This is a genomic window from Salmonella sp. 2020_1395 (assembly GCF_043848115.1).
Taxonomy (GTDB): Bacteria; Pseudomonadota; Gammaproteobacteria; order Enterobacterales; family Enterobacteriaceae; genus Salmonella; species Salmonella enterica.
Window position 1 is genome coordinate 190,970 of record NZ_JBCMFH010000002.1, and the last position, 14,208, is coordinate 205,177.

Genomic DNA, 14,208 nt, shown 5'->3' on the forward strand with positions numbered 1-14,208 from the left:
GATATAATAAGCAGCATTTACACCTCCCAAAAATGCAGTAAGATAGCTACAAAACTAATCTCTATTGCAATGAGGCCAAGTTAAATATGTAAATATTTAGATGCCCGGCGCTGACTCTCTGCTCCAGGATATACGACAGCGTCCATTCGATAATCACGGTTAGTTATAACAATATTATTACCAACATGTCAGTTATTTAAAGCACAGGCATAAGCTAAATAATCAAATGTTAAAAACATATAAACCCGAGCCCGTAGAATATGACATTAAGCTCATAATAAAAGCTCAACCTGACCGTTAGTACTAACAGCAGAATTACTGAAACAGTAGATTCTATCCTAACGACTTGTATTAGCTATTATAACTTTTCACCCTGTAAGAGAATACACTATTATCATGCCACATTTTAATCCTGTTCCTGTATCGAATAAAAAATTCGTCTTTGATGATTTCATACTCAACATGGACGGCTCCCTGCTACGCTCAGAAAAGAAAGTCAATATTCCGCCAAAAGAATATGCTGTTCTGGTCATCCTGCTCGAAGCCGCCGGCGAGATTGTGAGTAAAAACACCTTACTGGACCAGGTATGGGGCGACGCGGAAGTTAACGAAGAATCTCTTACCCGCTGTATTTATGCCTTACGACGTATTCTGTCGGAAGATAAAGAGCATCGTTACATTGAAACACTGTACGGACAGGGCTATCGGTTTAATCGTCCGGTCGTAGTGGTGTCTCCGCCAGCGCCGCAACCTACGACTCATACATTGGCGATACTTCCTTTTCAGATGCAGGATCAGGTTCAATCCGAGAGTTTGCATTACTCTATCGTGAAGGGATTATCGCAGTATGCGCCCTTTGGCCTGAGCGTGCTGCCGGTGACCATTACGAAGAACTGCCGCAGTGTTAAGGATATACTTGAGCTCATGGATCAATTACGCCCCGATTATTATATCTCCGGGCAGATGATACCTGATGGTAATGATAATATTGTACAGATCGAGATAGTTCGGGTTAAAGGTTATCACCTGCTGCACCAGGAAAGCATTAAGTTGATAGAACACCAACCCGCTTCTCTCTTGCAAAACAAAATTGCGAATCTTTTGCTCAGATGTATTCCCGGGCTTCGCTGGGACACAAAGCAGATTAGCGAGCTAAATTCGATTGACAGCACTATGGTTTACTTACGCGGTAAGCATGAGTTAAATCAATACACCCCCTATAGCTTACAGCAAGCGCTTAAATTGCTGACTCAATGCGTCAACATGTCGCCAAACAGCATTGCGCCTTACTGTGCGCTGGCAGAATGCTACCTCAGCATGGCGCAAATGGGGATTTTTGATAAACAAAACGCTATGATCAAAGCTAAAGAACATGCGATTAAGGCGACAGAGCTGGACCACAATAATCCACAAGCTTTAGGATTACTGGGGCTAATTAATACGATTCATTCAGAATACATCGTCGGGAGTTTGCTATTCAAACAAGCTAACTTACTTTCGCCCATTTCTGCAGATATTAAATATTATTATGGCTGGAATCTCTTCATGGCTGGTCAGTTGGAGGAGGCCTTACAAACGATTAACGAGTGTTTAAAATTGGACCCAACGCGCGCAGCCGCAGGGATCACTAAGCTGTGGATTACCTATTATCATACCGGTATTGATGATGCTATACGTTTAGGCGATGAATTACGCTCACAACACTTGCAGGATAATCCAATATTATTAAGTATGCAGGTTATGTTCCTTTCGCTTAAAGGTAAACATGAACTGGCACGAAAATTAACTAAAGAAATATCCACGCAGGAAATAACAGGGCTTATTGCTGTTAATCTTCTTTATGCTGAATACTGTCAGAATAGTGAGCGTGCCTTACCGACGATAAGAGAGTTTCTGGAAAGCGAACAGCGTATTGATAATAATCCGGGATTATTACCGTTAGTGCTGGTTGCCCACGGCGAAGCTATTGCCGAGAAAATGTGGAATAAATTTAAAAACGAAGACAATATTTGGTTCAAAAGATGGAAACAGGATCCCCGCTTGATTAAATTACGGTAAAATCTGAGAGAGGAGATATGCATTATTTTTTTATCATCGTAATCTGGTTGCTTAGCATAAATACAGCATGGGCTGATTGCTGGCTTCAGGCTGAAAAAATGTTCAATATTGAATCCGAACTACTTTACGCTATCGCCCAGCAGGAATCGGCGATGAAACCTGGCGCCATTGGTCATAACCGAGATGGTTCAACCGATCTTGGCCTGATGCAAATTAACAGCTTCCATATGAAAAGGCTGAAAAAAATGGGGATTAGTGAAAAACAGTTGTTACAGGACCCCTGCATTTCTGTCATTGTGGGCGCATCCATTTTATCAGATATGATGAAAATCTACGGTTATAGCTGGGAGGCCGTTGGCGCTTATAATGCCGGGACGTCACCGAAACGATCGGATATAAGGAAACGTTATGCTAAAAAAATTTGGGAGAATTACAGAAAATTAAAAGGGATGTCAGCAGAAGAGAAAAACAAAAGACTTTCTATCGCGGCAAACAAATAATTATACAGAAATAGCTTACTTTCAGATAGTTCTAAAAGTAAGCTATATTTTTATCAGCTTGCCGTCGTCATAAGCAGCTGGGCTTGCATTGCTTTTAGTTGTACAAACTGTGAGGCGTCTTCCAGCATTCTATTGTTCCGTGAATCCCGGAAATCTGCACGTACCTGCTCCAGATTACTATGAGGATTATCCTTAAGTACAAGGGCCGCCGCCATCGTTCCGGTTCTACCCACTCCGCCCAGACAATGAATCATCGGTAAATGCTTATCTGATGAACTACGTCCCGGCGCGCCATTTTGGTTACTATTTTTCACAATATCCGCCAGGTATTCTAACTGATTAGTAGACGGTAACGGCTGGTGATCTGGCCAATTTTTGACATGTAATACCGGGATTGTATACTGCTTTTCTCCGCAGGACAGTTGCATATTGTATTGGTCTACCGCACCTCCCTGACTGGCTGAGCTCACTTTTTGGCTGTTGGTATGCACCTCGCCAAAGGTGTAGCTCCCTCTGAAATAGGGTGGTAATTGTTTTGCCTGCATCTGATCTTCCGACGTTAACACCACCAGGCACGAGCATTCTTTTTCAAGAAGCATTTTCATATGCGCTTCCAGCGCATCCGGCGTATTTTTTGGGTACGAACCGGCTAATGCCACAGGCTTACCGTCAAAAGTTAACGTATTCACTGGCACAGGCATTCCATCGCTCAGTTTCACCTGGGTTTGCTGATTAATTGGAATGCTGCTGACCGCAAACCGTGCCAGGCCCAGTGTCGGTCCGCTCATCGTCTGTGGCATTGGCGCGCCGGCTTCTATTTTCTCAAGTTCAGCTGTAACGTTTTTCAGTTCTTTAGCAATAACGTGAATTTTTTTTACAGCCTGGGTTAATTCATGAGTAGAGGCTTTATCAATCCACCTCTCAACCTCTCCTCCACAGGTTCCCCATTGTGAGAACCGGGCTACACCGACCTGAATATTTGTTAACGTTGTAACATAATCATTAAGTTGTTTAGCCTCTGGAATTTTATTTAAATTCTGTAAATTCGTCATTAATGAACGCAGCGGGCCGTTACCTGAAGCCATCTCCTGGAAGTTTTCTCGCAGGCTATTTCCATCCATTTGTTCCAGTTGCGGTAATGTTCTTTTAAGTCCCTTTAGCGCGATATCAAGTAAAGGTTGCTTACTTTCTGCTCCAACATCGTTATTTTTTTCTGCCACTTTTGTATCGCCGCCTTTTATGACTAAAGCGGCATTCCTGACACCAACATTATCCTTGATATTAATAAGGTTTATAAACCCTTCGTCAGCAGCTTTTACACACTCCGTGATCTGCACTGCTAAACGTTGGGTAAGGGGTTTGTTCATATTTATACGGGACATTAACAGTGCGTCATTAACCGCTGTTTCCCCATATTTTTCCGTTAGTGCATGGAGAAATGTCTGTAAAATCTTTTGGTCCTGTACTCTGATATTTTCCGTATGTTTTTGCACCACTTCAGTGTTTTTAAATAACGGCATTTTTCCAAGCCAGGTTAATACTTTTGACGAAAATTTTTCAGGCGCAACATATGCCTTATCAGTATTTTCCTTAGCAATATAAAGTCGGGCATCATTCGACACACCAACTTTTGAAAACGAAGACAACGTTAAATTATTCAATTTTCTCTCCTCATACTTTAGCATATTCCTGCAGTATGTTTTTGAGCGCTTCCTGCTGATTCACAAATGACTCAAGCTGCGATATAATATGGTAAGTATTTGTCAGATCGGTAATTGCATGTATAAGCAACAACGTCTCTGCGGCATCAATATACGCTAACGTACCTTCATTATTCGCAGCCAGTTCACCATTAATCACCATAATCTGCCGCCAGATAGAATCGCCACAAACAGGCGATAACGGTATAATCATACCGTTCAATAACCAGATATCATCTTTAGCTTCAATAGACGTAAAAATATCGCTATCGAGTAGTAATAAGCACTGATTGTTGTCGTCAAAAGTGAGCGGTAAACCCAATTTCTCACCAATATTAGCGATAATATCCTGGTGTGCTTGCAATTTACTTTCCTCTTGAATTATATCTTTTATAAGATTGCTTCTTCAAATTTAATCTGGTTACACAATGTCTTGATACTTTTTCGCGCCCATCGCCGGGCGCAATATTTCTCTCCTTTAATCCAGTAGAATAGCCATTCACTACGCATCGGAACACATATCAGCAGCTCCTTCGGATCATTTTCAACATGACGTAACTTGCCTTTAATAACAAAACGCGAACTGTCAGCAATATCATCATATATTGCAGCCATACCTGAACCGGGTACTACATGTGTGATGATTTTCATAACAATTAATCTTATTCAATTGTTGTCGAGCGAGAGAAAAATACTACACCCTGGACTCAAGACTTTTTTTAACAACACGGCATATATCCGCAAAGGTCGTCATATCAGGAAGATCGTTTTCATTGCAACTAATGTCAAACTCCTCACTAAGACCAAATACAATATCAATTAAATCCAATGAGTCAGCGTAAAGATCCTCAACCAGATGGGTCTGACCATTGATACTATCAACATCAACGGCAATACAAGAGGTGATCACTTTTTTGACTCTTGCTTCAATATCCATATTCATCGCATCTTTCCCGGTTAATTAACGCTGCATGTGCAAGCCATCAACGGTAGTAATAACCCGATCCACGCCAGGTTTATTCAGGTATGACTCGTAAGCCGGGCCAGCTCGCCAGCTACCGTCTCCGATAAGGCCGTCCAGCACATTACTTAACACATAGTCAGTTTCCCCTTTTAGCCTGGTCAGCCCCGCCTCTCTGGCAAACTGCAGTGCAATCTCAGCCAGTTTTTCTTTTTGTGGATGATGAGTAATGACCTCTTTAAGCGTATCCATTTTCGCTTTCAATTCTGGGTACTTGTCAATATCGCTACATTGCGCTTTCAACGCTGCACTCTTTATCGTGTCATTGGGTAATATTTCCGCACGCAAGCCGTCAAACGCTCTGCGTACAGGGAACGGTGTGGAGGTATCCGGCTCCAGGGCTTTACGTATCACACCCAAAAACGTCTCACGGGCGTCGAAATGCATTGAATGCATATTCGTAACGCTCGGTACTGTTGAGAGGAAACTATTTTGCTTAAACTTCAAACCAGAAAATGGGCCAGTCTTATCTGTCTGGCTATTATCATTATCGGTCGTACCGGCTTTATTACCTGTAATTACCGTCGAGTCTGATTGTAAAGTATCGATTTTAACATTCTCGACGCCAGCCAGTTGACTGGCAAGCGGCTTCACATTCACAATCTCTGCCGTCTGGCTTTGCTGTTTATTATCATCAACGCCGTGCACCGTGGCCTGTACAGGCTTGCCGATAATGTTCTTGCTGGTTACGCCATCAACTTCATCAAAAGAGGGTGTTTCACCCGTAGTGCCCTTTTCTGACGTGACCACCTTTCCATCTTTACTTTCGGATGAAGCGTTGGTCACAGCCTCTGCCGTCGCATGAGCCGTGACGTCAATTTTACCCGCGATGCCATGGTCAATTGCCCCTGTGCTGGCGCTGTGTGCCGTCTCCGTTTGATGCGTAGTCGAATCCACACGCGAATGACTATGACTTACGTTACTGCTGTTAGTCGAATGGTGTGACTCGCCATGGCGTTGGCTGTTATCAATAAATGTTCGGCTATTATCAATCGTCTTCCGGCTATTATCATGGTTGCTATTATCGATATGGCGCTGGCTATTATCGACATGGCTTCGGCTATTGTTAATATGCTTACTGTTATCCACGCTATGGCTACTGCTATCAATATTAATATTGATATTAATACCCGTAGGTTCTGCTTTTTTCCCACCATCAGGTACTAGTCCAGCCGCAGGTTCCGGAATTTTAGGGTCAGGCAGTTTATCTGCAGGAATTTGTGCAAAAACATTACGTAGCAGCAGGGGTATCAACGTTTGCGTTTCAAGGTGCCGGGCTTCCCGTCCTACGCTGGTACCCTGCTCTTGCGTTAATTTTTGGTGGCACATATCAAGCGCCTCAACCGCCTTCGCCGCCGCTTTGTCAACAAGCTGCGTAAGACTGCTGCGGGTTAACGGATCCAACGTACAGCCAAAGTTATGTTCAATGCAGCTGGCAATATAGGGCATCACCTCCTGCATAACAAGATTCGTCGATAATTTACTTAATTCACCGCCAGTGTTATTTTTGATGATATCTAACAGCTGCTTTTCCAGGTTTTCCAGCTTCGCTTCCGCTTTCTTTGTTTCTGGCATCCATGGTCCAAAAGCTGACTTTTCTTTCAGGCCATCTTTTATGATTTGCGCGGTATACTCTGCCCCCACCTTCATCAGTAGCGTCTTCGCCGCAGGAGAATCACTGGTGGCGTTGAGCGCTGAACGAAAGAGCCCGGCAAACTCCATTATCGCTTTCTTACCGGCGACATTATTTGAATTGGTAAAAACTTCTTTTAACGCCTCAGCGTCTTTCCCGCATTTAAACAACGCATCCAGACTCGCCTGTTTGATCAGCGCGGGAAAATCTTCCAGTTGCGGGCCTCTAATTTCCCCTGACAGCGTCGTTGTGGCACTTTCTCTGACTGCGGAAAGATTCGCCGCAAGATTCGTGGCCTGCGTTTTGATCTCGGTCTGCATACCTGGCATTATGACGGGGGGCTGAGTCCTTACACTTGTAACCATTATTAATATCCTCTTCTGTTATCCTTGCAGGAAGCTTTTGGCGGTTTCCAGGCTGCTACTTATCGTACTGCTCAGCACTTTTACCAGGTTGTCGTATAATGAATTGGCATTGCTATATTTTTGCGTCAGCGTCTGTAATGTGGTTTTCAGATTTTCTTCCTGCGCTTTAAAACCCGACTGCCAGGCTTGATATTTGGCGTTATCCATTTCGAGTTTTGAATCTTTTCCCGGCGCACCTAAACCATCAATATCCTGAACCATTTTTTGTAATGGCGTCAGATCAACGGTGACGACATAACCGGATCCATAAGATTTCAGGCAGCTATTCGGCAAATTCAATTCACTGAGCCACTGTCTCGCTTCCGCTTCAGTAGCTACTTTAACGCCGCTGCCTGACTGCGCTGGGAATAAAACGGTATTACTGTTTATTTGATTATATTTATTGACTAAACTGTTTAAATCATTTTTGAGTGAGGTAACATCTAGCTTAACGGTATTACCGTCCTTACCTGGTAATAACCAGCCTCCCATTTTGGACAGAATGTCACTGAAGGCCTGATAAAAATCGGTATAGACTGCGACAACGTTTTCATAAACGCCCAGATAGCTGTCACCTATCGCCGATATATTTTGGGAAACCATATCCCAAATCTCAGCATCAGAAATGGTTGTTCTCGGCTGCGCCATAGGCGAAGCGCTAAATAAGGCCGACGTCGGCGCAGAAAACGCGCTCCGCAGGTTCTCATTTTGTTCTGCGGATAATGACACGCCAGACTTCGCCAGCGCATTCAGGCTGCTGGTCAACTGCTGGCGCGCCAGCGTGCGCTCGTCATTATTCTCTTCAGAGATCGGTGGCGTTGACTGCAGCGTCTGCTGTGCCTGCTGGATTTTAGTAGCCGCCTGCGATAATGAAATGATATCTGTACCGCGATGTTCTGTGGTAGACGGTACCACGGCAATCTCGGCGTGCTCGCTCGCCGAAGGAGTCTGCGGCCGTTCGGCAACGATCCCCGGATGAGGAGAAGCGGAATAATTTTGAATATTAAGCATAATATCCCCAGTTCGCCATCAGGAGCGCGATTAAATCACACCCCTGATGGCGTATAGATGACCTTTCAGATTAAGCGCGAATATTGCCTGCGATAGCAGCGAGTGCGGATGCTTTCGACTGGTTAATGCTCTCCATTGTTTTCAGCATTTCCTGAATCAGGCTGGTCGATTTACGTGAACTTTCACGGGCTTCGTCCGATGCGGTGCTGGCAACCCGGTTATTCACCTGGCTAATTTGCTGCTCGGAACGTTCCTGAGTAGCGGCGTACTGCCCGGACGCCCCTGCAATACCACCGACCGTAACTGAGTTTTTCATAATCAGATCGCCCGTCATCTGCATCTTGCGCGCATCGATTCGGGTCATATCCATGGTATTCTGCTCAAGACGAATATCGGATTCGACAGACTCAAGACGTTTCGACAGAATAGCCTGATGTTCAGGGGAGATTTGTTTATTACTGTCTTTAATACCCAGACTTTCCGTGGCGCTGGTTCCGGCATTAGATTTAAGCGTCGCATCATTAAGATTTTTCGTCGCATCGGTACCGGTTTTCTTCATATTTAACGATTTCAGAGAATCGACGCCTTCAGCACCGAGTTTGACGCTATTCTGCCCGTTCAGCACGTTTTTAATACTGTGGCTTTCAGTGGTCAGTTTATCGATCTTCGCGGCATTATGTTTAAGCGCGCCTCTTTCATTCTGCAGCCCCTTATATTCCAGTTTGGCGCCCACGCCAGTGATCCCCAACTGAAGCGCGCTCTGGGAAATACTACCGGACAACGCATTCATCCCTTCGCGCATCATGGAGCTTGCCGTCGTTTTAGCTGCATCAAAGCTGACTAATGACAACTTACCAGACAGTTTGCTATCAGCCTGGTTCAACGTCAGCATTAACGTATTCGCGGCAGCCAACAGCGCAACGGCACTGGAAGACATTCCGCTAATATCAAAAAACTTTCCGACTTCTGCCTGCTGCTCGCGTAACTGGGTTTGCACAACCTCATTCGCTTTAGTCGTGACATTATTTGCCAGAGCATTCAAATCCTGATTCATGTCGGTATTTTGAATACTGGCTTTTAAAAAGGACGTGATCGTTCCGGGGGTTTGCGTTAATACCCCTGGCGCAGGCGCGCTCAGTGTAGGACTCAACCCCAGGTCACTGACTTTACTGCTGCTAATACCAATACTATTCAGAATATCTTTAGCGCTAACGGATTGCGAAGCTGTCTGTGAACTATTCTCAACAGAATGATTATTTAAATAAGCGGCGGGATTTACTCCCACATTACTAATTAACATATTTTTCTCCCTTTATTTTGGCAGTTTTTATGCGCGACTCTGGCGCAGAATAAAACGCGAAGCATCCGCATTTTGCTGTACCGCAGAAGACATGGCTTTTTGCAGTTCCGCCGTTACCTTCTGGTTTTCACCAAATATTTCTACGGATTGTTTAAGCCACTGCTGAATCTGATCCATGGCAAAACGGGCGAGCATAAAATCAGCAAGCGCCTCGCTGGCATTTTTAATAAATACCCCCTCGGCAACCCCACCGGCTGACTGGGCTGCGGTATTCGTGACTTCCATGCCCAACGCCACTTTATTTAGGGTATTACCTACCAGCTCTTTACTTAAGGCATTCGTTTGCAGGCCCATCTTGCTACCCACATTACCCAGGCCGCTAGTAATACGTTGCATCCCCTGGGTAAAGAGTTTGCTGCCGTTTTGTGCCAACTGTTTCAGCACGTTAGGCACCAACTTCTTAATCGTTTCGCCCATCATTTTGCTCAGCGCGTTACCCAGTTTCGCCGCCGCGCCTTTCCCGACAACTGCGACCACCACAATGACCGCTACCATCGCAATAGCGGCAACAATCGCACCAACAATGCTGCCTGCCATCTCTGCCGTTTTCTTATCGACGCCTAATCCTTCCAGCGCTTTGGTAATCGCCTTGCCAATCAGCTCCATTAACGGCTTCAGCACATGCTCCATAATCGGGTTTAGCGCCTGCTGAATAAACGACACCCCCGTCGCCGCCTTCACAATTTCATCGGCCACCATTACCGCAAGTCCCACCGCAGCCAGCGCCAGACTCGCCCCACCGGTAAAAACAGCGGCCACAACGCTGACAATGGTTAGCAGCGCGCCGAGGACTTTCCCGATACATCCCATAATGCGGTTCGTTTCCTCGGCTTTGCGCGTCTCTTCCTGGAATTCAGCCGATTTCTTTTCCATCTCCGCCTGACGCCCTTCCTGCAAGGCGTTGAAAAGCGCAAGATCGTTTTGCAGGCTTTCTTCCGTATTTTTGCCCACAATCTCAATAAACATGGCCATGAGCATAGTGAGGCGGGCGACATTTGACAGATTATCCTGCTCACCCTGGGAAACCTGATTCTGAGAGGCGGCATTAGCCGTTCCCTGGAATTTGGTCAGAATGTTATCCGCTTTCTCGGCTTTCGCTTTGGCGTCTGTGCCTGCTTTAACCGTCGCATCCGTGGCCTTATCTAAGGCCTCTTTCGCCTCTGTCGCTTCTTTTCCGGCCTGTTCTACCGCGGCTTCAGCTTGTGCATAGCCGGGGTCAGCCGGGTCCAGCGATTGCAATTTATTTTGCGCCTGCGTCAGTTTTTTGGCCGCAGCGTCATAAACACTCTTGGCGGTATCCGTCTTTTTGATACTGGCTTCATAGAGATCCGTCGCCTCCTGAGCCTCTCCCAGAGCCGTCTGGAATTCTTTCGATACCTGAATCCCCATCTCTTTTTGTGACTCAATCATCGCCTGCCATACCGCCAGACGAGACTCCAGTTGAGACAGCGAAACATCGCCCAGTAGGGTCATTAACTTGCCAAGCAGTAACGTCAATTGCCCTTCGCTGGAGAGTTTTTCCCGGGCGGCGTCCGTAGGCGGCTTTAGACCCACCGTATTAATAGCGCTCTCGCCGGACTTTGTTCCGGCTTTAAGGTCGCCCGCTTTCGTTGCCACCACATCTTTAAAAGCTTTATCCGCCGCTTTTAAAAAGTCCGTGTTCTTACGAACGCCCTCAAAAGCCGCCTCAGCGAGGCGCGGATTTTGGGTATATCCGCTACGGCTAATGCTACTTGCGTCATTTACCATAATTATTCCTTTTCTTGTTCACTGTGCTGCTCTGTCTCCGCCGTTTTTAGCGCCTCCAGATAGACCAACGCTTTTGCCCGCAGAGACTCATCTTCAGTACGTTCATTGACAAGTTCAAAACACTGTCTGGCTTTTGCCGCCTTACGCATTAATAATTGACACTGCCCGGTAAAAAAAACGGGGCGATAATCATTTTTAAGTAACGTAAACGCTACTGCATAAAGGTCACATGCTTTCTGAAATTGTTTTTTCAGTTGGCATACCGCCGCCAGTCCCATGGTGTAATCGGGATTGTAAAAATCATAAATGCATAAGAAACGAAAGAATGTCTCAGCTTCATCCAGTCGTCCCTGGTTATAAAACTCATAAGCATGAGCATATAAACCGTCCATCATATCTTGAGGGATCCCGTGAACGTCTTTTAGCGTGGCGCCTTCACTAACGGCATCCCAAATCATTTCCGCAACACGTTCTTCGCTGACATTATTTTGATAATCCATTCCTTACTCCTGTTATCTGTCACCGACTTTGTAGAACTTAACTACTGCGTTTATCTGATGCAGTTATTAAACCCCGACGGTGGTTAGTGAACATTCAAAAAACGCCCAATGAATACATCGCTACTGCTTTACGCGGCTCAATGCCGTACCTCGTTTTCTTGTGGCTGAATAACGTCTTTGCCCGCGTTTTCTACCTCTTCCAGCCAAACCAGAAGACGTAAAACTTCATCAATTTCTTCCAGACTCACCAGATCATAACGGCGATGGGTTTTGAAAAGACTGCGCGCCAGTTTGATATCGACGATCACAGGTACGCCAACCTTCTCCGCATAGGCGCGGACGGCCAGCGCGCGCTGATTCGTTTCATACACCGAGATCATCGGAATCGGCATCAGTTCGGGTTTAAAATAAATCCCGATCGTAATATGCGTGGGGTTGGCAACAATCAGGCGTGAGTTTTCAATATCGGATTTCACCTGTTCAGACAGAATTTCCATATGAACTTCACGTCTTTTAGATTTAACCTCTGGGTTCCCTTCCTGCTCCTTCATTTCACGCTTCACTTCTTCCTTATCCATTTTCATATCTTTCATGGTCAGGAAATATTCCGCAATAGCATCCAATAATAAGACAATCAATGCGCAAGCAAGGCAAGTTAATACCAACGCGAGAAGAAGCTCACGCCAAATGACGGCAATATCCACAACATTGCCATTTAACTGAGAAAAGATTTCAACCTTATATTTCTTCCAGCAAATGATGGCGGCCACCACAAAGGATGAGAGATACAGTAGGGTTTTGACCGTATCTTTAACCGTGCGCATACTAAAAATTTTTTTCGCCCCTTCTACCGGGTTTAACGCCGATAAATTAGGTTTTAATGCTTCTGTCGCCAGCACAAAACCGGCCTGTAATAACGCCGGTAATGCGGAACACACTAAGCAGAGCAGCATAAATGGAATCAGATATTTTAACCCTATCCCAAAAACGGCCAAACTGTAGTCAGCCATGCTCTGATCAAAATTATCCGCAATAATGATCTTAATTATCCCCATAAACTCATTAAATGAGCCATACGACACCAGATAGGCAATTCCTCCCAGCGTCAGGCAGGCGATAATGAGATCTTTACTTTTAAATGACTGGCCTTTTTTAGCGGAGTCTTCCAGCCGTTTTTTAGTCGGTTTTTCTGTTTTATTCGAGGACATGCGTCGCCCCTCGCTCGTAAAACCAACTGCTTAACCCTGTGGCCTGGAAAGAGAGTCGCAGTACATTGTCCGGTAGTACCGGAGAGAAATAAAGCAGCATAATTAAAACGGCAATGCCGCTTTTTACCGTCAGTGAAATCGCAAAGGCGTTCATTTGCGGAGCAAAGCGCGACAATAAACCCAGGAATACTTCTGACAGCAACAGCACTAATACCACCGGACTGGCCAGAACCAAGGCGTTTTGAGCCACCTGATTAATAAACGTTAATAGCGGCGGTAATGAAGGCGTGCACTCGTTCATCGGATCGCATAGCTGATAGCTTTTATTTAACACGTCAACCATCGTGACCAGACCGCCGTTTTGTAAATAAACGACAGCGGCAAACATATTCAGGAAATTAGCCATTTCCGAGGTATCAATACCGTTTGCCGGATCGATACTACTACTTAGCGTTGCCCCTCGCTGGTTATCGATAATACAACCCAGCGCATGCATAACCCAAAAAGGCCATGACAGCAGACAGCCCAGCATGACGCCTACCGCCGCTTCTTGCAGAACTAACGGGATCATCGCCACCGATAAAAACGGCGGCGCCTCGTTCAATGCATGCGGCCATACTCCCAATGCCACCAGGATGATAATGGCGTTTCTCGGCGCACCGCTTAATACCCCGCTATTCAAAAACGGTAGGAAGAAAAAAATCGGCGCCACGCGAGCAAACCCTAGCGCCGCAGACGCAACCAGGTGATGAATTTCAAAGTACAACGCGTAAAACATTTTTTACCCCTTAGCCAACGCCAGGAATATCACCTGACGCCCGTAAGAGAGTAAAACTTCGCCATACCAGCCAGACAGTAAAAACAAGCATAAACACACGCCAAGTAATTTAATGCCAAAAGGCAGCGTCTGTTCCTGTAATTGCGTTACCGTCTGGAATAACCCTACCAGGAGGCCGATAATCGTTGCGACAATCGTCGGCCACCCTGACAGGATCAAAACAAGATAGAGCGCCTTATTACCTGCAAACACTAAATCATCCATTTAACTATCCCGTCTCGTAATG

The 14,208-nt window shown here is 45.5% G+C and carries 14 protein-coding genes; 2 read left to right on the top strand and 12 right to left on the bottom strand.

Features of this window, described 5'->3' with window-relative positions:
• Positions 1 to 396 precede the first annotated feature (396 nt).
• Together hilA and iagB are read left to right on the top strand one after the other, a co-directional pair.
• Complete coding sequence (hilA, locus tag ACH0WD_RS03510; protein WP_001120085.1) at positions 397 to 2,058, top strand: transcriptional regulator HilA; 1,662 nt, start codon at positions 397 to 399, stop codon at positions 2,056 to 2,058.
• A 17-nt stretch (positions 2,059 to 2,075) separates the two neighbouring features.
• A complete protein-coding gene (gene iagB, locus ACH0WD_RS03515; protein ID WP_000558928.1) occupies positions 2,076 to 2,558 on the top strand; it encodes an SPI-1 type III secretion system invasion protein IagB in 483 nt (160 codons plus the stop codon).
• 53 nt (positions 2,559 to 2,611) lie between these two features.
• Here iagB and sptP read toward each other — a convergent pair whose 3' ends face one another.
• The 12 genes from sptP to spaQ all read right to left on the bottom strand — a co-directional run bounded on the left by sptP (position 2,612) and on the right by spaQ (position 14,186).
• Positions 2,612 to 4,243, bottom strand: a complete 1,632-nt coding sequence (gene sptP, locus ACH0WD_RS03520; protein ID WP_000922304.1) for an SPI-1 type III secretion system effector GTPase-activating protein SptP — start codon at positions 4,241 to 4,243, stop codon at positions 2,612 to 2,614.
• Positions 4,230 to 4,622 (bottom strand): chaperone SicP, encoded by a 393-nt coding sequence (sicP, locus tag ACH0WD_RS03525; protein WP_001147852.1) that lies wholly within the window; start codon positions 4,620 to 4,622, stop codon positions 4,230 to 4,232. Before sicP ends, sptP begins: the two co-directional genes overlap by 14 nt.
• A gap of 26 nt (positions 4,623 to 4,648) precedes the next feature.
• Positions 4,649 to 4,909: a hypothetical protein gene (locus tag ACH0WD_RS03530; RefSeq protein WP_000692254.1), complete on the bottom strand. Its 261-nt coding sequence runs from the start codon at positions 4,907 to 4,909 to the stop codon at positions 4,649 to 4,651.
• Between the two features lie 43 nt (positions 4,910 to 4,952).
• Complete coding sequence (locus tag ACH0WD_RS03535; RefSeq protein ID WP_001055579.1) at positions 4,953 to 5,201, bottom strand: acyl carrier protein; 249 nt, start codon at positions 5,199 to 5,201, stop codon at positions 4,953 to 4,955.
• Between the two features lie 18 nt (positions 5,202 to 5,219).
• A complete protein-coding gene (sipA, locus tag ACH0WD_RS03540; RefSeq protein ID WP_000258824.1) occupies positions 5,220 to 7,277 on the bottom strand; it encodes an SPI-1 type III secretion system effector SipA in 2,058 nt (685 codons plus the stop codon).
• Positions 7,278 to 7,295: 18 nt separating this feature from the next.
• On the bottom strand, positions 7,296 to 8,327 hold the full coding sequence (sipD, locus tag ACH0WD_RS03545; protein WP_000932241.1) for an SPI-1 type III secretion system needle tip complex protein SipD: 1,032 nt from the start codon (positions 8,325 to 8,327) through the stop codon (positions 7,296 to 7,298).
• A 70-nt stretch (positions 8,328 to 8,397) separates the two neighbouring features.
• Positions 8,398 to 9,627, bottom strand: a complete 1,230-nt coding sequence (sipC, locus tag ACH0WD_RS03550; RefSeq protein ID WP_000909028.1) for an SPI-1 type III secretion system needle tip complex protein SipC — start codon at positions 9,625 to 9,627, stop codon at positions 8,398 to 8,400.
• Between the two features lie 27 nt (positions 9,628 to 9,654).
• On the bottom strand, positions 9,655 to 11,436 hold the full coding sequence (gene sipB, locus ACH0WD_RS03555) for an SPI-1 type III secretion system needle tip complex protein SipB (RefSeq protein WP_000245782.1): 1,782 nt from the start codon (positions 11,434 to 11,436) through the stop codon (positions 9,655 to 9,657).
• Positions 11,437 to 11,438: 2 nt separating this feature from the next.
• Positions 11,439 to 11,936 carry a SycD/LcrH family type III secretion system chaperone SicA gene (gene sicA, locus ACH0WD_RS03560; protein ID WP_000386309.1) on the bottom strand — a complete coding sequence of 166 codons (498 nt, stop codon included), beginning with the start codon at positions 11,934 to 11,936 and terminating at the stop codon, positions 11,439 to 11,441.
• Between the two features lie 137 nt (positions 11,937 to 12,073).
• Entirely contained in the window at positions 12,074 to 13,144 is a 1,071-nt protein-coding gene (spaS, locus tag ACH0WD_RS03565) for an SPI-1 type III secretion system export apparatus protein SpaS (RefSeq protein ID WP_172480759.1), read from the bottom strand.
• The gene (gene spaR / locus ACH0WD_RS03570) at positions 13,131 to 13,922 is read right to left on the bottom strand and encodes an SPI-1 type III secretion system export apparatus protein SpaR (protein ID WP_000498965.1); all 792 of its coding nucleotides are present in this window, start codon (positions 13,920 to 13,922) and stop codon (positions 13,131 to 13,133) included. The genes spaS and spaR overlap by 14 nt, the downstream gene beginning before the upstream one ends.
• Positions 13,923 to 13,925: 3 nt before the next feature.
• Positions 13,926 to 14,186 carry an SPI-1 type III secretion system export apparatus protein SpaQ gene (spaQ, locus tag ACH0WD_RS03575; RefSeq protein ID WP_000342503.1) on the bottom strand — a complete coding sequence of 87 codons (261 nt, stop codon included), beginning with the start codon at positions 14,184 to 14,186 and terminating at the stop codon, positions 13,926 to 13,928.
• Between the last annotated feature and the right edge of the window lie 22 nt (positions 14,187 to 14,208).